The following is a 22,425-nucleotide window of genomic DNA, read 5'->3' on the forward strand; positions in this document are numbered from 1 at the left end:
TCCACCGTAATCCGGGCTGAAGTGGGACATGACCAGGGACACAAAAGCCAGGGCGGGACATGGCTCTGTCGGAGATAGTTATCAGGAATGCCAAACCCAAGGACAAGCCCTACCAGTTGCCAGACAAAGAAGGGCTGTACTTGGAGGTGAAGCCCAAGGGTCGAGGCTCTGGCGGTTTCGCTACCGATTCCGGGGCCAGGAAAGACGGCTCAGTCTTGGCGAATATCCGTACATCCCTCTGAGAGAGGGCCGCAGTATGTACGGGGGGCCCAGCAGCTGGCTGCTATCAACACGTTCACAAGCCTTTCGGGTTCCAGCTTCCTACTGCTCTAGGCTTTGCAACAAAATGTCCCGTATCTCGCCTGGGTGACGGGCCACCTTCCACTGCCAGCGACCGAACGCGCCATGCGTATTGACGGCTTGCACCCACTCCTCGAGATAGCACCGCTTCACCCGGTCTAGTTCAGTGTCCTGTCCCTTCGTTTCCAGAATGAGCATGTCGCCATTGGCAAGCCGCACAAGAAAATCTGGCCGATACTTCCGCACCACGCCACGATAGACGTAAGGCACCTCGAAGCCCAGATGGTCGTTTTTTGCCCAGGCGCTCACGGCACTGCTATTGTCCAGGACGAAAGCGTCCGACGCCTCCCAGGTGCTGTCGTAGACACAGACGTTGATGTGTGACTTGCGCGTGCGTTGGCAGGGTTTGCTCGTGTACCAGGTACGCATTTGGCCCGTCGAGCGGATAGGGTGATCGCGGTCGAAGATCGGAGTAAGCCGCTCTGTGTTTTCCTGCCGCACCGCCTCGCACACATGTTGCACAATCCGTGACATGTTGAGGGTGATGATCAACCGACGGCGCAGTTCGTCCTGATAAAAAAGAGGTGGGGAGATCAAGATGCGGTCAGAGCGAATGAACTGCTCCACAATCCGCACCAACTGCGCCAGCAAGATTTCGCGACTGCCTTTCCAGCTTTGCTTGATTTGATCGAACACGTTCCGGGCAGTTTCGAAGATGATGCGCTGGGTGCGAAACTCCCGGGCCAACTGCTCCAGTTCGATGCGGCTGATTTGAGTTACGTCTGGCTTGCCTTCGAGAATTGGTGCCAGTTCGGCCACCTGCGGTGTCTGGGCCGCGTTCAGCTCCAAGGGCTGCACCTTCGACCAATCAAGAGTCAATACTGGCTGAAGTACGCGCTCGATACGCACCACATTCGGCCAGCGGATCTCAAACTCCGCTTTGGCTGGATCCGGCTCTACCGCAGTCTTGGGCGTTGGCGGCGGTGGCGGGCCATCTCCGCTATTCTCATGCGGTAAGAACGTGAAAGGCACGCCGAAGATGTTGACGTACTCGGGCTCAAGCAGCCCGGTCTGTGGGTTGATCTCGTAGGATGTGCGGCGCAGGCCCCGGCCTACAACCTGCTCGCACAGCAGTTGCGAGGTAAAGGCCCGCAGCCCCATAATGTGCGTCACCGTCTTGGCGTCCCAGCCCTCGCTCAGCATCCCGACGGAAATGACGTTCTGGATCTTCTCGCCTGGCTGCCCCACCTTGCCAACCGTATCTACGATCTTCCGCAAAAGTTCCGCCTGTTCTGCCTTGGTTAGCCTGCGCTCGACGGGTGCCTCTTCCTCCTCCCCCTCCTCGGTCTCGTTCGACGCCTCTACTGTTACCGCGGACTCTTCCTTTGCCTCAGCCTCTTCTAGCACCTTCGAGTCGATATGCAGGATTCGCTCCGGGTCGCATAGCTCGTCGATGTGAATGCTCCGCGAATCGAAGGCGTGCTTGACCCGCGCTGCTGTCTCAGTTCGGTTACAGACGGTGATCATCACAGGCGGCGTGGGCAGGCCGGCCGCTTTCCAGGCTCTCCATGTCTCACGCCAGTCGTAACCCAGCAGGTAATAGGCGTTCAGCACCAGATCCGGCAGCGGCTCGTGGGGTTCGGCGCGGCGGTTGAGGTCGTCCTTGACTTCTGGGTCGTTGTAGATGTGGTAGAGACGGGATTTGTAGGTTTTGGCGTCCAGCACGGCGTCGTCGCGCACCACCACACGCGGCGTCTTGACTAAGCCGGATTCGATTGCGTCGTTGAGGCCAAAATCACTGACAATCCAACCGAACAGGGTCTCCTCGCTGCTCTTTTTTCCCGATGGTGCAAAAGGGGTGGCGGAAAAGTCGTAGCAGGTCAGAATGCCTCGTGAGCGATGCAGACGATCCAGCCCGCCTACCCAGACTGTGGCTTCCGCAGCGCTGTCTTTCAGGTCGCGAGCGCGCAAGGACTTCCCTTCAGCCTCCTGGTTGACGCGCCAGGCGTGGTGCGCCTCATCGTTGATGACTAGCAGATTGGAAGCATTTGCCATCTCGCCCAAAACTTCACGGGCATAGGCTTCGTCACTTTTGACGCCGCGCTTGTCCACGCTTTTGCGCTCCCTGATTTGCTCTTCGCTTTCCCAAGCCAGGGCGTGCCAGTTGCGCACCAATACCTTCCCTTGGCGAAGCTTATCGAGGAAGGCGGGGGGCACGATGGAAAACGCCTCATAGTAGTTGCCCTCGGCGGCTGGCTCGAGGACAGCCAGTCTCTGCTTCACCGTCAGTCCCGGCGCGATGACCAGCACGTTTTTCGAAAAGCGCGCATCTTGGGGATTGGCCACCTTGTTGAGGATGTGCCAGGCAATCACCATCGCCATTACGATGGTCTTGCCCGTACCCGTTGCCATCTTGCAGCACCGACGCAAGAAGGCCCCGCCGTCACCTGGGATCTCAATGCCTACCCGCTCGGCAGGCGGCGCCTCGGTCAGCCAAATGAGCGTCTCTGCCGCCTCCAACTGGCAAAAGAAAAAGCGACGTCTGTCGAACTCCTCGGGGTCGTGCCAGTACTCCAAGAGCCGCCTGGTGATGGTGGTAACGCCGGGATAGCCCGCCTCGCGCCAGGCTTTGACGCGGGGTCGAATTTGGTTGACAAGCGGGATCTCGACGAAGATGCCCGGATCGTCGAAAGATTTTGAACCGGGAGTCGCCACCACGTAGCCCGCCGGGCGGCGGCCCTCCACCAGCTCGAAGGTGCGCGTCTGGCGGTCGTAGTGCCAGTGGTATTTCGGCTCTTCGTAGGGCGAGTTGATAATCAAGCGGTCAATCGTAGTCCGGGCCATCGCCTTTCTCCCGTTCCGTTGCTGCACTGACTTCTTCCGCTGCCCAACAGCGAATCTCTGTCAGCAGACTTGCCACCTCTTGTTGGGGAATAGGCGCAAATTCTGTGTCGTCGTAGCGAAAGGCAACAGCAAAGGGGTTGAGTTGACGGAGTTGATCTTCCCCAACCGGCAACGAAATGCCCCGGTCGTTGAGCAGACGCGCTAGCTTGACCAGGTCATGGGTGCGTGTGAATTCAATCTGTTGGGCAAACAAGACTGCCTTGAGAGATTTCTCTACCGCTTGCTGGGCATGGAAATAGAGGATAGCAGGGTGAACCTCGGGGTCTTTTTTCAACACTTCAAATGCCTTGAGGTCGCGATCCGCCAAGCGCAGGGATCGCCAGGCCTCTTCAAGATGGGGCTTCATAGAGGGCTCTTCCCTCCTTGCGTGCCCAGTACAGCACCGTGCCCGGCACCTGACTGCGCCGTTGGTATTCGGCCTCAGAATAAACCAGCAGATCGATCCCTGGGCCAAGCGAGCCTACAGCTTTGTGCAAGCGGATCATTTCGCTATACGGGTCGGGCACTTCTGGTTCGACCACTATGAGATCCACGTCAGAGCCAGCGTCGGCATCGCCACGGCCATAGGAACCAAACAAAAGTATGCGGCTGGGCTGCGCTACTGCCACGATTCGTTGAACAATTTCTTGCAGAGCTTGCTCGTCCATCATGGATCCACTTTTACGACCTTCAGGCTCTCAATGCCCCGGTCATCCACAATTTTGACGGCAATGCGTCGGTGCTCACCGAGCGCAAACGGCAGCGACACCGTGCCTCGGTAAGCTTCGATCCGCTCCTCATCGATTTCTGCCCTGAGATTGCGAGCCAGTTTTGCCCAGCCCTCCTTCTCGCCTGCCATCGGGAAGAACACCTGGCGCGGGTAGAGGCTGCGCCCGTCGTAGTCGGTGTCGAGCATCCAGAGGGCAATTCTATCTGCCCCGCCCGATTCAATCTGGCCGGTCTTGGTGTTGTAGTAATCGAAGCCGAGAACTGAAACGCGATACTTTCCCTTGTCCTCGCCGTCGGCAATGCGTTCCAGGTACACATCCGGTTGCCCGATGAGCCAGAAGGACTCGTTGCTGGCGCGCTTTTTCTTCAGGTCGTCGGTCAAAAGGTCAGCGTTCATTTGCACTTTGAGGAACTGCATTCCAGCCAGCTCCGGCTTCATCTCGTCAATGTCTTTCGCCGCTTCCGGGTCAAACTGAAAGGCGGCAAAGATCAGCAGTTTTGGCCGTGGGACGAGCATCCGCGCTTCTTCCCAGGCCTGCTCCACTTGCCGTTGCTCGAGCGGGCCATATTCCGGGCCAAAGGAGACCACCACGCGCAGGGGGTCGTAGGCAGGCGCCGACTCGCGCACGGTATTTGCCCCTTCGTCGCTGGGCCGCGTTTCCCCCACGGCATGGAGCCAACGACAGGCGGGCAGCGGTTCCAGCCGGGCAAAGCGGATGTATTGCCCGTTCTTCCCACGGATACCCGTCTTGAGCAGCTCGTCGCGCCATTCTTCCTGACGCAGTGTTTCGCCAGAGCGGGCAATCGAGGCATCTGCCGGCTCGGGCTTGGGCTCCAAAATCTCATCCACCGATTTCACCGCTGGGGCTGGCACTGCTTCCACGGTGAACGGGCCTGTCACCCGCACCTTCTTCCTGTCCACGAAGGGCTGGTCGTAAAGCGTCTCCTGCGGCGCGTGGCGGGCAATGGCCTCATCGATGGCTGCTCGCAGGGCACGGCGGGCTTGATGGAATCGCTCGAATGGCGTCCGGGCAGCTTCCGGCCAGTCGGCGGGAAACTCAAAGGGCACCTCCCATTCCACCAGCTCATTGACCTTAACCACCTGGCCAGCGGGCATGGTGAAGGTTTCCGTATCGGGCGCGGCAAAGTCCACAAAGTGGCCAGCCCGGCCACCTTGGGTCACCTTAAACTTCACCGCCTGGCCCTTTAGCGCCGCGTTGAGCTCAGCCAGAGCCTCCTCCACCGCCGGGTGCAGGCGCGCGTAGATGTCGTCGATTTCCGGATTGTTGGCGATGGACTTGAGCGTGACGTGCGGCACGGTCTTGTATTTAAAGCCGCTGCCGACGCCCTCCTGCGGGTGCGCGAGTTCATAGTAATCGAACACGGCGGTCATCAGCCGCTGACGGGCAAGGGTAATCGCCACGCGCGAGGTGTCGCAGGTGATCCAGCGCCGCCCCCATTGCTCGGCCACGTAGGCCGTGGTGCCGCTGCCGCAGGTCGGGTCAAACACCAGGTCGCCCGGATCGGTGGTCATCAGCAGGCAGCGGGCAATGACTCTTGTATTGGTTTGGACAGCATAAATCTTAACAAGCTCTGGCCCCGTATCATTCCAGTTAGAAGTAACCTCTTCATACGGCCAGTCATCGAAATAGCTTACGCTCCTGAGAACAGTTTGCTTAGCAACTAGCCGGCCAGCCTGTCCCAGACGTTTAAAACCTTCTTCTGAGTAACGCCAGGAGCCAGTTGGAATGGACCACGTTTTTGCTTGAAACTTCCGCGGGCTCTGGTCTCCTGGACTTTTTGAATGCAAAGGTAAAGTTGTAACTAATCTCAAGCCTTTTTCAATAATTCGCTTAACATCCCGTTTCTCAGTATCTGTTAAAGGTCTACGAACACCGGTATGTTCTTCAACTTCAGAAAATATGGTTGTATCTGGATCCTGTTTACTAAATAAACGGCGAAACTTCATTTCCGCACGTTGCTTGCAGTACCATAAAAGAAAATCTGAAGTTCTTTTTGGCGCTTTTTCTTGTCTTGCTCCTCCAGTAGTCTTGTACGTTATCATTGCAACAAAGTTCCCCGCCCCAAACACCTCATCCATCAAGCAGCGCACGCGATGGACGTTCTCGTCGCCGATCTGCACGAAGATGGAGCCGCTCTCGCTGAGGAGTTCCCGGCACAAAAGCAGGCGGTCGCGCAGGTAGGTGAGGTAAGAGTGGATGCCCAGCTCCCAGGTGTCGCGGAAGGCTTTGATCTGCTCTGGCTCTGAGGTCAAATCCTCGTCCTTGCCGTCTTTGACGTCGCGCTTATTCACAAAGGGCTGGAAGTTGGAGCCGTACTTGATGCCGTAGGGCGGGTCAAAGTAGATCATCTGCACCTTGCCGGCCATTCCCTCCTTTTCCAAGAGCGAGTTCATCACCAAGAGCGAATCGCCGGCGATCAGCCGGTTCGTCCAGCCATGCTTGTGCTGGTAAAATTCGATGGCCTGGCGCAGGGGCTCCTTGCGTTCTTCCTCAAACAACCCCAGTTGTACCGGGCCAGCTTGGTCGTCTTTCTTGCGCACAGCCTCGATGATGGTGCGCGGGTCAATCCGCTCGTGGACGTGGAGCGAAACCGTGGGCACCTCGAACGAAGTGTGCTCGGCCTTGCCAGCCCAGACAAGCTGCGGATCCAGGTGCGGGTCGTAGGCGTAGGTCTTCTTCTTCTGCCCCGCGTCCCGGTCGTTCTCAGGCGTCACCAGTCCCACAGGCGGGTTGTTGAGCCGCTGTTTGTCCCGGTGCTCGTAGGATTCGATTGAGCGTTGGGTGTTGGTCTTCTTGCCTGCCATCCAGTCCTGCCTGTTGGTTGCGTCGTGGGCTTACTAGGAAGGCTAGCTTGAGACCAAACCGCTCTGAAAGACCTACAAGAGGCTAACAAACACTCCCACTTGTGGGTAGCGCAGCGTCTGTCGGGTTTCTGCTCTCTTCCTGCTAAGGTCTACGGCCCGCTAGCGCCCCTCTCCAGAGGCATGCCGTTGTTAGCCCCTGAATCACAAACTCAAAAATTCTGCTAAGGGGAGCTAGCCCCGCCCCCGATCCTGTTCCCGTATCCCCTTTCCGTTTATTTGCCTAATAGGCGGGTCAAAGCTGTTTCCATGTCGGGGACTGGGAAGCGAACCCAGTCGGGATCCTGAGGCTTTGAGTGTCCACAGCTACCTCCCCTCCCTCAGAATCAACAGCAAAGTACCAGCAATGACCGTAACAGCAGCGCTGGCGATGAGCGTGTTGGCGCGGTTGGCGGTGTCTTTGGCGAACTCGAAGAAGCGCTCATCCCACCGTCGCACCTCATCCCTCAGTTCTTGCCGGGTGGCAGCGAGGTCTGAGCGGATCTCTTGCAGCTCCTTATCAAGCCGCTCCACCGCTGCCAAAACGTCGGCCAGAGTTGGCTGTTGGTTGTTGCTCTCACTCATAGCTGAGTCCACCTACCAAAACTGAGCCAGGCCGGCTTCTATTTGCTTCCAGGGGACAAGGACTAGCCACTCCCCGCTGAAGGGATCCTGCAGCAGCACTACCTCTTCCGGATCTAGCCCCAGCTTGCGGGCTTCCTCCTGCTGCAGCCGCAAACACTCTTCTGCGTCTTCGCGGCTGGCGTGGCGAATGTCGTGGTAGTTGGGCGGCTCAATCTTGCCAGCTACCAGATCCTCTATCCAGCGCTCAAAGTCTTCAACTGAGTCGAAGTGCATATTGGCTACTACGCGCAAGTGGACGGACTTGACTGGGTGGAGGCTAGGCGGCCATCGCGCTCAGCCTGTTTGATACAGGTGCTCATCGGAGGGGAGAGGCTAGCTGGATTCTAGCCTGCCACTGGGAAGAGGCCATTCGCTTAGGCCTTAACCCGGACAGGGTGGTAGTGAAAGTCACTGCCGCGCAAGGGCTTATGATCCCACCCTCGCCAAAGTGCTGCTAGATCAGCTCGCTCACCGGGAAGCGATCCAGCATTTTTTGGGCTTCGCGGGCATTTTCCCGCAGCTCCGCTGGCAAATGAGGAATGTGGGGGATCTGAGAGAGCAAATCCAAGGTGCGGCGAATCAGGCGCACAATATCCCCAGCATCCAGGTTGGTGCTGGCCTCCAGCTTTTCCCAGGGGATCCCTTGGGCCCAGTGTTCCACGATCCCGGCCAGATCGGGCTCAAACCCAATTGGCACATGAAACACCTGGTGTTGACGTTGGCTGCGGAACAGTTGCCGCCGCAGGCCTCGCAAGCCATGCAGCACATCCTCAACTAGCCCAGAAGTCCGCAGCCGGCTGTAGGTACCTGAACGGGGAGGCTCGGCCACCAGAGCAGCAATGACCCCAGCCAAGTGATGGGGGGCACAGCCTAGACATTCGCCAGAGAGCAGAGCTAGACCCAGCCAGAGCTCGTTATCCCCTCGCAGAGCAGCCACCACCTCCCCACTAACTGTTGGCTGATACCCTTGCAGACAGTCGAACTCCTGCAGCACGCCCACCAGGGCCATGAATTGCTGCCAGCGCAACTCCTGCACAGACTCACTCTGGCGCTCCAAGTGCTGGAGGCGCTTGAGCAGACGCTGGCGCTTTTCCTGTAAACCCAGCAGCTTTTTCCCGACCCTATGGGCAGGGTTGGCGCGGATGCGGGCTTCTAGGGCGCGGATTTTCTCCTCTTGGGCTTGGATGTGGGGAAAGGCCAATAGGCGCAGGGTGGGATCCGGTTCTGCTTCCTGCTGTTTGAGCAGATAGCGCAAAAGGCGCCGCTCTTCCCGCCGTTGCGCCTGCATTTTCTCGTAGCGGGCGATATCTTCGTCGGAAATCCCCACCAGGAGGCGGTCAATTTCCTCCAGCTCGGCGCGAGTGCGCTGGAGCTCCTGTTGTTCGGGCAACCTTTGCAGCGAGAGCAAATACTGGCCAAAGCTGCGGTTGATGAGATCCCGGGCCGCCTCCAGAGAGTGCTTCTGCAGCAAGTTCAGCACCATGCCATAGGTGGGGGTAAACTGGCTCACCAGGGGATCCGCTCCTGCCGTGGCCAGCCGCGCTGCCTCCTGCGCCCCCTCAAAGGGAGATTGCAAGGTCACCACATGCCCAATCACATCTTTGCCCCGCCGTCCAGCCCGCCCTGACATTTGCATAAACTCAGAGGCAGTTAGAAGGCGATGGCCGTTGTCGGTGCGCTTGGAGAGGGAGGAAATCACCGTCGTGCGGGCGGGCATGTTGATCCCGGCAGCCAGCGTCTCGGTGGCAAAAACTAGCTTCACCAGCCCCTGCTGAAACAGGTGCTCGACCAGGCCCTTCCAGGCGGGCAACAGGCCGGCATGGTGGGCGGCAATGCCCCGGTAGAGGGCATCCAGTTGATCCCGGCGCACTGCCTCTGGCATTTCCTGGCAGAAACGGTCGATCTGCTCGGCCAACTGCCGCCGCTCTTCTTCAGAGCTAATTAAGTCCAAGTTTCCCAAACTGGCCACCGCCAGGTCACAGCCCTTGCGGCTGAAGATGAAATAGATGGCCGGCAGCATATCCCGTCGGCGCAGGTTTTCCACCACCTGGGCCATATCCGGTACTTCTCCGTAGGGAGCCTGGCCTGACTTGGAGGGCTTGCTTCTCAGGCGGCGATTGCAAACCCACTGGCCTGACTCGGTTTGCTCCAGCAGGGGGAACAGCCCTTTGCGATTGGCAAAGTGAAATTGCAGCGGCACTGGGCGATGGCTGGAATCGACCAGTCGCGTGGGGCCATGCACCTGGTTCATCCAGTCGGTAAGCTGGTCGCTGTTGGCCAGGGTGGCCGAGAGGGCAACAAGCTGGATGTGGGCAGGGCAGTAGATAATTGCCTCTTCCCAGACAGTGCCCCGCTGTTGGTCGTTCATGTAGTGGCATTCGTCCAGGATCACCGCCTGCACGTCCCGCAAGGGATCCCGGCTCAGAGCCTCCGCCTCTTCCCACGCATCCCTCTCGCTGCCGTAGGGCCCGCGCTGGACAGCCAGAGAGAGCGGCGTGCCGTAGAGCATATTGCGGAAGATCTCGGTGGTCATCACCAAGATCGGCGCTTCCCGGTTGATGGAGATGTCGCCGGTGAGGAGGCCAACCCGCTCCGGGCCGAATTGCTGGCTGAAATCGCGAAACTTTTGGTTGGAAAGAGCCTTCAGAGGGGTTGTGTAGAAAACCCGCTTGCCTTGGGACAAGGCCCGGTGGATGGCATACTCTCCAATCAGGGTCTTGCCGGATCCCGTAGGCGCACAGACCACCACCGATTCCCCCGCGGCCAGAGCTTGAATCGCTTGGATCTGAAACTCATCCAGCTCAAAAGGGAAAAGCCTGCGCAACTCGTCCAGCAAGTCGGTCGCCGGAGAGAGAAGCAAGTTCATGGGATCTGAAAAATCAAAAACAACCTAAAAGCTAGCCACCTTGCTGCTGCTTGTGTGCTATACCCTCCAGGATACAAGCTGGATTTGGGTGTTGGCTCCGGGTTGCGGGCCCTGAAGCCTGGGCAATGCTAAAATGGGGTGCCGTTGCCGGGTGCCATCGTGCTGGTTGTTATCGACAACTACGACAGCTTCACCTACAACCTGGTGCAATACCTGGGGGAGCTAGGCGCAGGGGTACGAGTTTTTCGCAATGACGAGATTTCAGTGGCCCAGCTGCGCCAGATGCGTCCCCAGGCGGTTGTCATTTCTCCAGGGCCAGGACGGCCCGAAGATGCCGGCATCTCGCTGGAGTTGATCCGCGAGCTGGGGCCGGAGCTGCCGATTTTGGGCGTCTGTCTGGGTCACCAGTGCATTGGACAGGTCTACGGCGGTCGGATCGTGCGCGCACCTGAGCTGATGCACGGCAAGACTTCCCTCATCTATCATCGAGGGGTGGGAGTGTTTGAGGGGCTGAGCCAGCCTTTTGTTGCAACCCGCTACCACAGCTTGGTGATTGAGGCTTCCACCTGTCCTGACGAACTAGAGGTGACGGCCCAAACTCAGGACGGCATCATTATGGGGATCCGCCACCGCCGCTATCTTCATGTGCAGGGCGTGCAGTTCCACCCGGAGAGCATTTTGACCGCGGAGGGCAAACGCCTGCTGAGCAACTTCCTGCGCTTGGCCCAGATCCCTACCTCGGGATTGCTCCAGCCGGCGGCTGCCGGGGTTGTGTCAAGGATCCCCACCCGATGAAGCGTCGCCAACTTTTGCAAGCCAGCGCCAGCTTGCTGGGATCCCTTGCCGCAGGGGGTCAATGGGCAAGGGCGCAAACTGATCCTTCTCCAGGGGGATCCCTGGAGTTTACCCCCGGCTCCAGCGCCCAGGGCCTGCAGCTGACCTGGCTGCACCACAGTTGCGTTTTGTTTGAGGGGGAGGGCAAGCGCTTTCTGGTTAACCCCTTTCGGCCAGCCGGTTGTACAGCCGGCTACCCTCCCCCCCGCGTCGCTGCCGATCTGGTGCTCCTCAGCAGCCGCCTTTTGGACGAGGGAGCTTTGGACGTGGTGCCCGGCAACCCCAAAGTGCTGTTTCAGCCAGGCGACTACCTCATCGACGGGATCCGCGTGCAGGGGGTGCGCATGCCACGGGGCCCCCGCTTTGGCCTCAACGTAGGCTGGCGCTGGCGCATGGGCGGGATCGACATTGTCCACCTGGGAGGGGCACTACAGCCCATTGGCCGGGAGCAGTCCATCTTGCTCTCTCGCCCTGACCTGTTGTTGGTGCCGGTGGGAGGTGGGCCGAAGAATTACGATCCCAAGGCAGCCAAGGCAGCCATCGAAGCGCTGCAGCCCAAGTTGGTCATCCCCACCATGTATCGCACCGCCGCCGCCGAGGAGTCCCAATGCGAGCTGTTGCCTCTGGAGGCGTTTTTGCGCCTATTTCCCCCCGCTGCCGCGCAACCTGCCCTCAGCAACCCATTGCTACTTTCGGCTCAAGCCCTGCCCAGGCAAGGGATGGCCATCCTGTACTTTGAGCAGTAAGGCCACGCAGCGCAGGCGATGGGCTGTGAGCGTTGGCCTGGGAGTTTTACCACCCCAACACCCAGGCAAAGATTAAAGGCGCCACGATGGTGGCATCCGACTCGATGACGAACTTGGGTGTGTCGACCCCCAACTTGCCCCAGGTGATCTTCTCGTTGGGCGCCGCCCCCGAGTAGGAGCCGTAGCTGGTGGTAGAGTCGCTGATCTGGCAGAAATAGCCCCACAGAGGGATCCCCTTGCGGCCTAGGTCTTGGTGCAGCATGGGCACTACGCAGATGGGAAAATCTCCGGCAATGCCACCGCCAATCTGGAAGAAGCCGACGGAGCACTCCGCTGAGGTGCGTGTGTACCAATCGGCCAGGTGGATCATGTACTCAATGCCCGTGCGGACGGTGTGGACATTGCGGATCTCACCGGTGATGCAGTGGGCAGCGTACATGTTGCCGGTGGTGGAGTCCTCCCAGCCCGGCACGTAGAGGGGCAAGTCAGCCTCCATGGCCGCGTAAACCCAGGAATCCCGCGGATTAATTTGGTAGTAGGGCTCCAGCCTGCCGCTGCGCAGGATGCGGTAGATGAACTCGTGCGGGAAGTAGCGCTCCCCCGCCTGGTCGGCAGCTATCCACTCTTCCAGCAGAGCTTTTTCTAGGCGCCGCATCGCCTCCTCTTCCGGGATGCAGGTATCCGTTACCCGGTTCATGTGCCGCTCCAGCAGCTCCTGCTCCTGCTGCGGGCTGAGATCCCGGTAGTTGGGCACCCGCTCGTAGAAGTCGTGGGCAATGAGGTTAAAGATGTCTTCCTCAAGGTTGGCGCCAGTGCAGGAGATGGCGTGCACCTTGCCCTGCCGAATCATCTCCGCCAGGGAAAGGCCCAGCTCCGCCGTGCTCATGGCACCCGCCAAGGTCACCATCATCTTGCCGCCCTTTTCCAAGTGGGCAGAGTAGCCCTTGGCCGCTTCTACCAGGGCGGCGGCGTTGAAGTGGCGAAAGTGATGCTCGATAAATTGGCTGACAGGGCCGCGGGTCACGGTTTGAGTTTCCGGCAATCTGGATTTGCTTTTGCAAAGCACAAGCTCTAATTTTACCAACTCTTGCTGCCGGTGAAACGGTGTCTCGGCAACACCACTGCGAGCAACCTCCCCAGGTGTCACTTCTCCGCGAGCCGACGGAAGAGGCATAGTTCTTTGCACTTGGGCTCGGGATTCTTTGCGCAAGATTTAGCCTTCTCTCAGCCCTGGTCGGAACCCATGTCAGAATGGTGGCGACAGTGTTCTCCAGGGTTGCTATTGGATCCATGCCTCCTGTCAGCACTGCCGAGCCGGCTGAGCCGGTTGCCGCAACTGCTGAGGCCGCTTCTCCAGAGCCAGTGCCTCCTGCCCCGGCCACCTCAGAGCCAGCCCAAGTGGAATCTCCCCTGGGATCCCTGCGGCGCTGGTGGGCGCGCTGGAAATACAAGCTGCGCCTGGAGACCCAGTTGCTCTTTGTGGCCACGCTGGTGGTCTCGCTGGTGGTGAGCAGCTTCACCTTCTGGGCCGTCAGCACCGTGCAGCAAGATGCCCGCTTTAACGAGGCCCGCTTTGGCCGGGATCTAGGGTTGCTATTGGCAGCCAATGTTGCTCCCCTCATTGCTGAAGAGCGCCTTGGTGAAGTGGCCCAACTGTCGCGGCAATACTTTGAGAGCACCAGCAGCATCCGCTATTTGCTCTACGCCGACCCCGAGGGGAACATCTACTACGGGATCCCGTTTTCCAACCAGGAGGTGAAAACCTCTCTCAGCCTTGCCCGTCGCATGCAACTGCCGGGCAACCGTCCGCCTGCTGAGGGCCAGCCCCTGGTGCGCGCCCATCTCACCCCTGCCGGGCGGGTGACGGACATTTTTGTTGGCATCTACCATCAGGGCCGCTTTTTGGGCACCCTGGCCCTGGGCATCAACCCCAACCCTGCCCTGGTGCGCTCTACGCAACTGGCGCGCGAGGTCTCGATTGGGGTGTTTTTGGCGGTGTGGGTTCTGGCCATCCTGGGAGCCGTGGTCAACGCTCTCACCATCACCTACCCCATCAAGGAGCTGGTCAAAGGCGTCCAGGAAATCACCAAGGGTAACTTCAAACAGCGCATCGACCTGCCCTTTGGGGGGGAGCTGGCCCAACTCATCGACAGCTTTAACAAGATGGCAGAGCGGCTGCAGAGCTACGAGGAGCAGAACATTGAGGAACTGGCTGCTGCCAAGGCTAAGCTGGAGACGCTGGTGTTTTCCATCGTCGATGCGGCCATCTTGCTGGATGCCGAGTTTCGGGTCCTGCTGCTCAACCCAGCTGCCTCGCGCATGTTTGGCTGGGAAGGCGAGCCTGTCCTGGGCAAACCCTTGCTGGAGCTCTTGCCCGAGGATCTGCGGCAGCAACTGGCCCGCCCGCTCACGCAAATTGCCCGCGGGGATCAAGAGGCAGAGGAAATTCGCGTCAACCTCACCAGCCCTACCAAGCGGGTTATCCGCATCCTGCTTTCGCCAGTGTCCGACCCGCGGCGGCAAAACCTCAAGGGGATTGTCATCACCGTGCAGGATATTACCCGCGAGGCAGAGCTCAACGAGGCCAAAGCCCAGTTCATCAGCAACATCAGCCACGAACTGCGCACTCCTCTATTTAGCATCAAGTCCTTCATCGAGACCCTCTACGAGTATGGCGAGCAAATGTCGCCGCAGGAGCGGCTGGACTACCTGGAAATTGCCAACCGCGAAACAGATCGCCTCACTCGTTTGGTCAATGACGTATTGGATTTGTCGCGCCTAGAGTCGGGCAAGCAGTATCACTTTGAGGCTGTTGACATCTCCGCCGTTATCGAGCAAACCCTGCGCACCCATCACCTGCAAGCCCGCGACAAGGGGATCCTGCTGCGCCAGTTTCTCGATCCGGATCTGCCGCCGGTGTGGGGCAACTACGATCTCCTCTTGCAGGTCATGACCAACCTCTTGAGCAATGCCATCAAGTTCACCCCCTCCGGAGGCACAGTGACGGTGCATGCCCACCTGGTGGTTCGGCCGGATGGAGCCCCACAGGCAGTGCGGGTGGCGGTGGCCGACACTGGCATTGGCATCGCCCCGGAGGATCAGGAGCGGATTTTCGAGCGCTTTTTCCGAGTGGAGAACCGGGTACATACCCTGGAGGGCACTGGCCTGGGCCTAGCCATCGTGCGCAACATCCTGGAGAAGCACCGAACCCGCATCTGCCTAGAAAGCAAGCTGGAACAGGGCTCCACCTTTTGGTTTGACCTGCACCTGTACACTGAGGAGGGCCCCTTGGAGTTTGAGGACCAGCCAGCCGAGACGGATCCCCCCAGTTGCCGCTGGCGGCAGTGACCTTGAGGAGCAAAAGGCTGGGGTTGGAATGGTCTACACTGGAGAAAATTTTAACTAGACGGTTTTGCCATGCCGCCGCGCTGGCCCCGCAAACCCTCCCGTCGGGATCCCGAGTTTCGCAAGCTGGATGACCGCTACACCTACGCAACTCATCTGGCTGGTTTTCTCTGCAGCGCCTCGGGGCTGGTGTTTTTCCAACAGCTGTATCGGGCCGATTGGCCGTGGCTGCTACCTCTGCTAGGCTGGTGGGGCCTAGGCTTGGGGATCCACAGCTTTTGGCTCTTTTTTGTGGCCCGCTACCCCGACGACCCAAGCTTTCGGGATCCCGCCAACGAAGACTCTGCAAGTTAGCTAGAGGCGGAGCGCTGCCGTTGTTGCCGCCGCGAAAGCAGGGGAGAGAGGTCGCTCTCGTCGTAGATCTCCCCCACCAGCTCCTCCAAGATGTCCTCCAGCGTGATGAGGCCACTGGTGCCGCCAAATTCATCCACCACAATCCCCAGGTGTTGGCGGGAGCGCAGCATCTCTTTAAGCAGTAGGCTGACGCGCTTGGTCTCGGGGACAAAAAAGGGCGGCGACATCGCCTTGGTTACCTCGACATTGCCTTCTTGCTCCAGGTGGCGCAGGGCCTGCTTGAGGTGGATGACGCCCACAATCTCGTCTTTGGATTCCCCTTGGACGGGGATGCGGGAGTAGCCTGTCTCCAGGCAGAGTTTCACCACATCCTGCAGCGTCTTATCGTGGGAGATGGTTTCCATTTTTACTCTAGGCTTGGCCACATCCCGGGCCCGCAGCCCATCTAAAGCTAGGGCACCGCGGAACAGACGCCGCTTCTGCCAGTCCAGCAGCCCCCGCTGCCCCAACACATCAATCAACAGTTCCAAATCCTTGAGAGAAGTAGTGGACGTCAAGGGAGAAAGCTCCAGGAGATGAAAAAGTCTGCCAACAAGCCACTCAAAGGCATGGGTCAAAGGGCGCAGCAGCACCGCTAGGGCATAGACAGGCCGCACCACCCAGCGGAAAACTGCCAGCGGATGGCTGACCGCCAAGGACTTGGGAGCCACTTCGCCTATCAAGAGCACCAGGATCGTGGTGGGCAGGGTGGCAACCAAGCCCCCCAGCGGGGATCCCAGCAGCTCGATGGAGATGGTTGTAGCCAGGGCAGCAATGCCAATGTTGACAAAGTTGTTCACCAGCAGCAAGCTCGTGATGAGCTGTGACCGCTGCTGTTGAACCAGCCGGTAGAACCCCTGCGGATCCCCCTTGTCCTCGATGAGGGACTCCAGGCGCAGGTTGTCCATGGCGGTAATGGCTGTCTCCGCACCGGAGCAAAACGCTGAGACAAGGAGTAAAACGGCAAGGAGAAGCAGACTACCCATAGCGTTCCCGACTACCCAGAGCCGGAGAGAAGGCGTTTGCGTTGGGGAGGCACTTCCTTTATCCCGCTACCTCACTTCGCGGCTTAGCCTTTTGCATCGGGCTGATCTGAGCCGGCCTTCTCCAAAAGCTGCCGGTACAACGTCACAATTTTGTTCTCCACCTCGGCCTGGCTTAGGTGATCCGTATCGATCACAATGGCATCGGGAGCAGGCCGCAAGGGCGCAATCTGACGCTCACTGTCGTAGCGATCCCGCTGCTCAAGCTGGGCTTTTAGTTCTTCCAAGGACACTACCTGCCCTTGCGCCTGCAGCTGATGTTGCCGACGCTGCGCCCGCTCTCCCAGCGAGGCCGTTAAGAAGACTTTTAGCTCAGCATCGGGAAAGACATGGGTACCAATATCGCGTCCTTCCAGAACGGCCCCTCCATCTCGACCTAGGAGGCGCTGCTGCTTCACCAACTCCTGTCGCACCCCTGGCACTGCCGCCACTTGGGAAACCCAGCGGGTTACTTCAGGAGAGCGAATGGCCTGGGTAATTTCTTGGCCATTGGCCCAGATGCGGGTTGGTTCGTCAGGCGAGGGGCCGCTTTGCAGCCTCAGTTGAGTTTGGGCAGCCAGTTGGGTGAGCTGCTCGGCGTCGTCCAACGGGATCCCCCGCTGCAGGGCTAGCCAGGTAATAGCCCGATACATGGCCCCTGTGTCCAGGTACAGCAACTGCAGCTGAGCGGCCACCGCTCGGGCCACACTGGACTTACCCGCTCCTGCAGGGCCGTCGATGGCAATCAGGGGACGGCGCCCCCTTTTTGGAGAAGGCAGCACAGCCCCCTCTTCCTTCTGAGGCGGCAAATCGCTTTTCTCCCTTGCCAAAAGTAAGTTGTCGATGAGGCGCGTTTGCCCGACGTAGGCTGCAATAGCTAGGAGCCCCTTGTCTTTTACTTCCGAGAGGGGTTGGAGGGTTTGCGGATCCACCAGCTCTAGGTATTGCAGGCGCAGCTCAGGGGTGTGCTCCAGCTCGGCACGCGCCGCCGCCAGGATCCCTTCAGCAGAGGAATCTCCGGCCTGCCAGTGCTCATAGCCCCGGCGCAAAGCGCGGTAGAGGCCCGCTGCCACCTGCCGTTCCTCTGCCGAGAGGTAGCGGTTGCGGGAACTGTAGGCCAGGCCGTCGGCCTCTCGAACGGTGGGGCAGGGGACAATGGTGGTGGGAATCTTCAGGTCTTGAACCAGCCGCTGGATGATGGCCAGTTGCTGGGCATCCTTTTGGCCAAAGTAAGCCCGCTGGGGCTGGACCAGGTTTAGCAGTTGTACCACAATGGTGGCTACCCCGCGGAAGTGACCTGGCCGGTGGGGAGCGCAGAGGGTTTGCAAGAGGGAGGGCGGGGGATCGACCCAAGTGCGATCTCTAGCAGATGCCGGGTCCGCTCCCATTTCTTGCAGGTCGGGGGCAAAAACCACATCCACGCCTGCGGCTTCACACAGAGCTCGATCTCCCTCCTCATCGCGGGGGTAGCGCTCCCAGTCCTCATTGGGGCCAAATTGCAGCGGGTTGACGAAAATACTGACCACCGTGTGGTCACACTCCTGGCGGCAGCGGCGAATCAAGCTAAGATGCCCCTCGTGCAGGGATCCCATCGTTGGCACCAAGCCAATGGTGGATCCCCGCCACTTGGCCACTTGCTCCCGCAACGCCGCCACCGTGCGCAGCCACTGCATGGCTTTGCCGCCTCACCCCCTTGGCCAGTTTCCTGGCTGCAGGCCAGGGCCAGTTGGCTGGACTGCCTGCCCCTTTACAGACCCATCTTATTGCTGCGCTGATACTGCCGGTAGGCCGACACAAACAAGCCTGCTAGGGTAACCAGAACCATCCCCAAGACGATCCCCAGCAAAATGGGCTCGATCACAAACCCCACCTCCTACTCCAAACCTAGATCATGATAAGCCATGCTCCAAAAACTGCCGAGTTGGCTTGTAGGTACCCGCTGGCCTTTGACTGCCGTGGCGTGTAGGCTGAGGATCCCCCGGCCATGATGGCCTCTAACTCTTCTTGCTCTCCCAGCTTGAAGGAGCGCCTGTCTAACCTGGAAGGACACCTACGTCCTTTGGCAGAAAAGGCTGTGCCTCTGCTGGTGGCAGACTCGGATCCGCTGCAGGTGTGGGCTTTGGTTTTGGCCTGCCAGCGCTTGGGGATCCCCCTCTTCTTGGCCAATCCCCGCTGGGGAGAACGGGAGTGGAGCCAGGCTTTGGCTGGCCTGGGATCCGCTTGGCGCTGGCGGCAAGGGCAGTTGCAGGGGGATCCCACCTCCTCCACCTCCCCTCTGGGGCACTGGCAGCGGATCTTGCCCAGCGCTGATTGGCCAGTGATTGGGATCCCTACTGGTGGCTCCAGCGGCCAGGTGAGATGGGCGGTACACTCCTGGCGTACCCTCAGCGCCTCCGCCAGAGCCCACCAACAGCACTTTGGCGTGGAGTGTGTCCATAGCTATTGCATGCTGCCCTTGTACCACGTCAGCGGCCTCATGCAGGCTGTTCGCTCCTGGCTGAGCAACGGGCAGTGGATTGTCTGGGATTGGAAACGCCAGCAGCAAGCCGAGGCCTGGGATCCGCCTTTGCCGGGTAGCTTCCTGTCCCTGGTGCCCACCCAGTTGCAACGGCTGCTACTGGATGCCCGGCCGAGAGTGCTGGAAAGCCTGCGCCAATTCCAGGCCATTTTGGTTGGCGGCGGCCCTACCTGGCCCAGCTTGCGACAACAGGCCCGGCAGTTGTACCTGCCCCTGGCCCTCACCTACGGCATGACCGAAACCGCCTCCCAGGTATGTACGCTGCTGCCGCAAGCCTTCTTACAAGGGAGCGACAGCTTGGGTCGACCCCTACCCCATGCCCGCCTGGAGATCCGGGGCGAAGCCGGGGATCCCCTACCCGTCCAGACAGTGGGCTCTATCCACGTCTGGGCCGAATCCCTGGCCCTAGGCTACTACCCCTTGGCGGGGGAGGCTGAGGGCCTGGGCAAGTGGCAACAGCAGGGTTTGGCCCCTGGGGATTGGGGCTACCTCGACTCCCAAGGTCACCTCCACTGGCTGGGCCGCGCCGACGACCTAATCCTAACGGGAGGGGAAAAAGTGATGGCGGCTGAGGTGGAAGGGGAAATCCGCGCCAGCGGCTGGGTGGAAGATGTCTGTGTGCTGGGCCTGCCTGACCAGGAGTGGGGACAGCAGCTGGTGGCCGTGGCTGTGCCCAAGGTTGGGATCCCTCTGACCGCCGACGAGCTGGAGGAACACCTAAAGCGGCACCTCGCGCAACAACTAAGCCCCTTCAAACACCCCAAGCGGTGGCTATGGTGTAGCGGGATCCCGCGCAACCCTCAGGGCAAGGTCAACCGCCAACAACTCCGGCAGTGGGCAGCTCAGACGTTGGGGATCCCAACGCAGGCAAGTTAGCGGGATCCCTCCCGAATGCCCAGACGGGCTAAATCTCGCTTGATTTCAAAGGCCAATTCTCGGTTGTGCGGCTCCGTGGCCAAAGCTTTTCTCAAGTAGGCTTCCGCCTGCTGATAGCGCCCCTCGTAGATCAAATGGTTGCCGAAGCGCTGGTAGGCCAACGCCAAGATGTGGATGGCCTCGCTGGAGTTGGGAAACCGTTTCAGCAGCGCCTCCGCCTGGGCCACCGCCGTGGGCAACTTCCGCTCCCGCCAGGCTGCCTTGACGCGGGCAATCCCCTCCTTGAGCCCTTCCGGATTGGGCTGCTCTGCCGATGAGGGGCCTATGCTGCGAATGACCACCCGCCTTTCGCCGGCAGCAGGAGAGCTGGGTGGAGATTGACGTTGTGCAGATTGACGTTGTGCATCGTAGCGCCGCCGCTGCTCAGGGTCGCTCAGCACTTGGTAGGCTTGGAGGATTTGTTGGAAACGCTCTCGGGATCCCTCCCCTGCCACATCAGGGTGAAACTGCCGCGCCAACCGTCGAAACGCCTGTTTAATCTCTTCAATGTCCGCTGCAGGAGATAGGTTCAGGATCGCGTAGTAATCCATAAACGGTGGCGCAACTAAGGGATCGGGAAAAGACCTGGCCAAAAACCAGCTCTAGTCTATCGCTGCGGCCCCGGCTTGACCAAGGGATCCCACCAAGCGCTTGGTTCTCCCGCTTCCCTCAGCAGCAGGGATCCAGTGTTAGACTTTGCCCAAGTTGTTTGGAGCCTCCATTCCGGCCTATCGAGGATCCCTTCCTGTTGCCCAACTTCATTGCAACTTGGCTTTTTTATTTCTATCTGTTATGAGTGAAGCGCTTCATCAAGCTCTTGCCAATCGAGATCTACAATTATTGGCCCATTTGCAGCGGGGGGAAGATGTGAATGCTGTCGATGCTCAGGGAATGACTTTGCTTCATAAAGCGACACTCCTTGGCGATTTGGAACTGTTGGATTTGCTCTTGGCCCATGGCGCTTCTGTCCACGCTCTGGATCCTACAGGGGCAACTCCACTCCATTTGGCTGCCGCCAGCGGCCAGGTGGAAGTGGTGGAGCGGCTTCTGAAAGCAGGCAGCGATATCAACTTGCCAGACCGCCATGGGTACACTCCTCTGCATCGGGCTGTCTTGGCCGATCGAGCAGAAGTCATCAGCCTGCTGATCCAACAAGGAGCAGACGTCTGTAGGGTTCTTCACTGGGCTGTGGCCACGGGTCGGAAAAGTGCTCTGGCCCGCCTACTTTCTAAAGGAGCCCCTGTGGATGCAGTCGACGAAGCAGGGCGAACCCCTTTACACGAGGCAGCGGCCCAAGGACATCTAGGTATTGCTCGCTTTCTGATCCTGTACGGGGCTAACGTCAATGCCCGCAGCCGCTTTGGAGCAACGCCCCTGCACTGGGCTGCCTGGGGAGGACATGTCCCGATGCTGGAGCTTTTGCTGGAGCATGGGGCCGAACTAAACCCTCGCAATCAGGATGGATACACTCCCTTAGCCTATGCGCAAAAACGCCAGCACAGGCTAGCTGTCCAGTGGCTACAGGAACGAGGTGCAACTCTCTGAACTTCTCCCACCCCCCCCCAATCCCCTCAAAAAACCCTGCCCCTGTTAACAGCCTAGAACCTCGACCAGGAGGAAAGGGATCCCTTGGCTGGTTCCGCCGGTGCGGGATCCCCTGCTTCGCCCAAGACAAGAGAGGAAGACGAACACCCAACTGGGTGACAGCATAGCACTATTGAGATTAAATTGCAATATCTTACCCAGCTAGCTGGGGGTCTCCTTGATAAAGACTTGCATCAGCACGGGAGGTTCTGGTAGAGTTCCTGCCTAGAGGGTAGTTGGCAAAGATTTGCAGCTAGATCTCCGCCGGAGAAGAGGCTTAGAGTGGCAGGTATGGAAGGGCAGCAAGTTCAGGCAGACGTATGGTGTCGGCCCTTGGGACAACTGGCGCCTCAGTGGTGGCTGGGATGGAGTCCTGAGCAGGGCTTTCGGCTCTACCGCAAAGAGTTTCTGCCTTCTCCTTGTGCTTTGCGGATTAGCTACCGAGAGCAAGACGGCTGGCTGGATGTGTATCTGGGGGAAGCCGAGCAGCATCCCCAGCGGCGGTGCAGCCTCTTAGAGGCAACAGCGCGGGTGGCTTTGCACTACTTGCCAGAGGATTTGCCCCAGGTTCGCCTTCTTCAGTGCCCGCATGAGCGCATTCCTCTGCGGCTTTGGCAGCGGCTAACGCAGCAGCATAGCTGAGAACAGTTCAGAATTTGGGTAGCTCCGCGGGCTCTCCTCTAGTCCTTGATTCACTGGACAATCAGCCACTTTGTGGCGTGACCAACCTCCTGCCTTGACGGAGATGGGCTGAGCTAGTAGGCTTGCGAGTACATCTTTTCTGGTAGGCACTTTGCCTAGGC

The 22,425-nt window shown here is 59.4% G+C and carries 20 protein-coding genes; 8 read left to right on the forward strand and 12 right to left on the reverse strand.

Annotated elements, in window-relative coordinates; translation table 11 throughout:
• Positions 1-28: 28 nt before the first annotated feature.
• Entirely contained in the window at positions 29-370 is a 342-nt protein-coding gene (locus NW814_RS09460) for an Arm DNA-binding domain-containing protein (RefSeq protein ID WP_414406109.1), read from the forward strand.
• Here NW814_RS09460 and NW814_RS09465 read toward each other — a convergent pair.
• The 7 genes from NW814_RS09465 to NW814_RS09495 form a co-directional block, all read right to left on the reverse strand.
• On the reverse strand, positions 322-3,144 hold the full coding sequence (locus NW814_RS09465) for a BPTD_3080 family restriction endonuclease (RefSeq protein ID WP_414406110.1): 2,823 nt from the start codon (positions 3,142-3,144) through the stop codon (positions 322-324). The two genes, NW814_RS09460 and NW814_RS09465, sit on opposite strands and share 49 nt — an antisense overlap.
• On the reverse strand, positions 3,125-3,550 hold the full coding sequence (locus NW814_RS09470; protein ID WP_414396324.1) for a HEPN domain-containing protein: 426 nt from the start codon (positions 3,548-3,550) through the stop codon (positions 3,125-3,127). The genes NW814_RS09465 and NW814_RS09470 overlap by 20 nt, the downstream gene beginning before the upstream one ends.
• Positions 3,534-3,851, reverse strand: coding sequence for a nucleotidyltransferase domain-containing protein (locus NW814_RS09475; protein ID WP_414406111.1), 318 nt, complete (start codon positions 3,849-3,851; stop codon positions 3,534-3,536). Before NW814_RS09475 ends, NW814_RS09470 begins: the two co-directional genes overlap by 17 nt.
• Positions 3,851-6,739, reverse strand: a complete 2,889-nt coding sequence (locus NW814_RS09480) for a site-specific DNA-methyltransferase (protein ID WP_414406112.1) — start codon at positions 6,737-6,739, stop codon at positions 3,851-3,853. The genes NW814_RS09475 and NW814_RS09480 overlap by 1 nt, the downstream gene beginning before the upstream one ends.
• A 363-nt stretch (positions 6,740-7,102) precedes the next feature.
• A complete protein-coding gene (locus tag NW814_RS09485) occupies positions 7,103-7,360 on the reverse strand; it encodes a hypothetical protein (RefSeq protein ID WP_414396330.1) in 258 nt (85 codons plus the stop codon).
• Between the two features lie 12 nt (positions 7,361-7,372).
• On the reverse strand, positions 7,373-7,633 hold the full coding sequence (locus NW814_RS09490; protein ID WP_414396333.1) for a hypothetical protein: 261 nt from the start codon (positions 7,631-7,633) through the stop codon (positions 7,373-7,375).
• Positions 7,634-7,853: 220 nt separating this feature from the next.
• The gene (locus NW814_RS09495; RefSeq protein ID WP_414406113.1) at positions 7,854-10,265 is read right to left on the reverse strand and encodes a DEAD/DEAH box helicase; all 2,412 of its coding nucleotides are present in this window, start codon (positions 10,263-10,265) and stop codon (positions 7,854-7,856) included.
• A gap of 159 nt (positions 10,266-10,424) precedes the next feature.
• Here NW814_RS09495 and NW814_RS09500 point away from each other — a divergent pair, with 159 nt between their 5' ends.
• Both NW814_RS09500 and NW814_RS09505 read left to right on the forward strand, forming a co-directional pair.
• Positions 10,425-11,060, forward strand: a complete 636-nt coding sequence (locus NW814_RS09500; protein ID WP_099813308.1) for an anthranilate synthase component II — start codon at positions 10,425-10,427, stop codon at positions 11,058-11,060.
• Positions 11,057-11,845, forward strand: coding sequence for an MBL fold metallo-hydrolase (locus NW814_RS09505; RefSeq protein ID WP_414396338.1), 789 nt, complete (start codon positions 11,057-11,059; stop codon positions 11,843-11,845). Before NW814_RS09500 ends, NW814_RS09505 begins: the two co-directional genes overlap by 4 nt.
• Before the next feature lie 46 nt (positions 11,846-11,891).
• On the opposite strand, the gene NW814_RS09510 is transcribed toward NW814_RS09505, so the two are convergent.
• Positions 11,892-12,887 carry a deoxyhypusine synthase family protein gene (locus NW814_RS09510; protein ID WP_414406114.1) on the reverse strand — a complete coding sequence of 332 codons (996 nt, stop codon included), beginning with the start codon at positions 12,885-12,887 and terminating at the stop codon, positions 11,892-11,894.
• A gap of 248 nt (positions 12,888-13,135) precedes the next feature.
• Here NW814_RS09510 and NW814_RS09515 point away from each other — a divergent pair, with 248 nt between their 5' ends.
• Positions 13,136-15,193, forward strand: a complete 2,058-nt coding sequence (locus tag NW814_RS09515; RefSeq protein WP_414406115.1) for an ATP-binding protein — start codon at positions 13,136-13,138, stop codon at positions 15,191-15,193.
• 69 nt (positions 15,194-15,262) lie between these two features.
• Positions 15,263-15,544 (forward strand): hypothetical protein, encoded by a 282-nt coding sequence (locus NW814_RS09520; RefSeq protein ID WP_414406116.1) that lies wholly within the window; start codon positions 15,263-15,265, stop codon positions 15,542-15,544.
• On the opposite strand, the gene NW814_RS09525 is transcribed toward NW814_RS09520, so the two are convergent.
• The 3 genes from NW814_RS09525 to petG form a co-directional block, all read right to left on the reverse strand.
• Positions 15,541-16,569: a hemolysin family protein gene (locus NW814_RS09525; RefSeq protein WP_414406117.1), complete on the reverse strand. Its 1,029-nt coding sequence runs from the start codon at positions 16,567-16,569 to the stop codon at positions 15,541-15,543. The two genes, NW814_RS09520 and NW814_RS09525, sit on opposite strands and share 4 nt — an antisense overlap.
• Before the next feature lie 83 nt (positions 16,570-16,652).
• Complete coding sequence (locus NW814_RS09530) at positions 16,653-18,278, reverse strand: bifunctional pantoate--beta-alanine ligase/(d)CMP kinase (protein ID WP_414406118.1); 1,626 nt, start codon at positions 18,276-18,278, stop codon at positions 16,653-16,655.
• A gap of 74 nt (positions 18,279-18,352) precedes the next feature.
• Entirely contained in the window at positions 18,353-18,466 is a 114-nt protein-coding gene (petG, locus tag NW814_RS09535) for a cytochrome b6-f complex subunit V (RefSeq protein WP_414361271.1), read from the reverse strand.
• Between the two features lie 123 nt (positions 18,467-18,589).
• Here petG and NW814_RS09540 point away from each other — a divergent pair, with 123 nt between their 5' ends.
• Positions 18,590-19,999, forward strand: coding sequence for a 2-succinylbenzoate--CoA ligase (locus NW814_RS09540; RefSeq protein WP_414406119.1), 1,410 nt, complete (start codon positions 18,590-18,592; stop codon positions 19,997-19,999).
• Here NW814_RS09540 and NW814_RS09545 read toward each other — a convergent pair.
• Positions 19,996-20,589: a DnaJ domain-containing protein gene (locus NW814_RS09545; protein ID WP_414396353.1), complete on the reverse strand. Its 594-nt coding sequence runs from the start codon at positions 20,587-20,589 to the stop codon at positions 19,996-19,998. The genes NW814_RS09540 and NW814_RS09545 overlap by 4 nt on opposite strands.
• Positions 20,590-20,830: 241 nt before the next feature.
• On the opposite strand from NW814_RS09545, the gene NW814_RS09550 reads away from it, so the two are divergent.
• Complete coding sequence (locus NW814_RS09550; protein WP_414406120.1) at positions 20,831-21,583, forward strand: ankyrin repeat domain-containing protein; 753 nt, start codon at positions 20,831-20,833, stop codon at positions 21,581-21,583.
• Between the two features lie 330 nt (positions 21,584-21,913).
• A complete protein-coding gene (locus tag NW814_RS09555) occupies positions 21,914-22,264 on the forward strand; it encodes a hypothetical protein (protein WP_414396358.1) in 351 nt (116 codons plus the stop codon).
• Positions 22,265-22,425 lie beyond the last annotated feature (161 nt).

The sequence above is a fragment of the Synechococcus sp. R65.1 genome (assembly GCF_047461755.1).
Taxonomy (GTDB): domain Bacteria; phylum Cyanobacteriota; class Cyanobacteriia; order Thermostichales; family Thermostichaceae; genus Thermostichus.

Coding starts and splice junctions, on each gene's coding strand:
- NW814_RS09475 (WP_414406111.1), bottom strand. CDS start 3,851: ATGGACGAGCAAGCTCTGCAAGAAATTGTTCAACGAATCGTGGCAGTA.
- NW814_RS09555 (WP_414396358.1), top strand. CDS start 21,914: ATGGAAGGGCAGCAAGTTCAGGCAGACGTATGGTGTCGGCCCTTGGGA.
- NW814_RS09505 (WP_414396338.1), top strand. CDS start 11,057: ATGAAGCGTCGCCAACTTTTGCAAGCCAGCGCCAGCTTGCTGGGATCC.
- NW814_RS09550 (WP_414406120.1), top strand. CDS start 20,831: ATGAGTGAAGCGCTTCATCAAGCTCTTGCCAATCGAGATCTACAATTA.
- NW814_RS09520 (WP_414406116.1), top strand. CDS start 15,263: ATGCCGCCGCGCTGGCCCCGCAAACCCTCCCGTCGGGATCCCGAGTTT.
- NW814_RS09470 (WP_414396324.1), bottom strand. CDS start 3,550: ATGAAGCCCCATCTTGAAGAGGCCTGGCGATCCCTGCGCTTGGCGGAT.
- NW814_RS09545 (WP_414396353.1), bottom strand. CDS start 20,589: ATGGATTACTACGCGATCCTGAACCTATCTCCTGCAGCGGACATTGAA.
- NW814_RS09465 (WP_414406110.1), bottom strand. CDS start 3,144: ATGGCCCGGACTACGATTGACCGCTTGATTATCAACTCGCCCTACGAA.
- NW814_RS09525 (WP_414406117.1), bottom strand. CDS start 16,569: ATGGGTAGTCTGCTTCTCCTTGCCGTTTTACTCCTTGTCTCAGCGTTT.
- NW814_RS09515 (WP_414406115.1), top strand. CDS start 13,136: ATGCCTCCTGTCAGCACTGCCGAGCCGGCTGAGCCGGTTGCCGCAACT.
- NW814_RS09530 (WP_414406118.1), bottom strand. CDS start 18,278: ATGCAGTGGCTGCGCACGGTGGCGGCGTTGCGGGAGCAAGTGGCCAAG.
- NW814_RS09485 (WP_414396330.1), bottom strand. CDS start 7,360: ATGAGTGAGAGCAACAACCAACAGCCAACTCTGGCCGACGTTTTGGCA.
- NW814_RS09495 (WP_414406113.1), bottom strand. CDS start 10,265: ATGAACTTGCTTCTCTCTCCGGCGACCGACTTGCTGGACGAGTTGCGC.
- NW814_RS09480 (WP_414406112.1), bottom strand. CDS start 6,739: ATGGCAGGCAAGAAGACCAACACCCAACGCTCAATCGAATCCTACGAG.
- NW814_RS09490 (WP_414396333.1), bottom strand. CDS start 7,633: ATGCACTTCGACTCAGTTGAAGACTTTGAGCGCTGGATAGAGGATCTG.
- NW814_RS09540 (WP_414406119.1), top strand. CDS start 18,590: ATGATGGCCTCTAACTCTTCTTGCTCTCCCAGCTTGAAGGAGCGCCTG.
- NW814_RS09460 (WP_414406109.1), top strand. CDS start 29: ATGACCAGGGACACAAAAGCCAGGGCGGGACATGGCTCTGTCGGAGAT.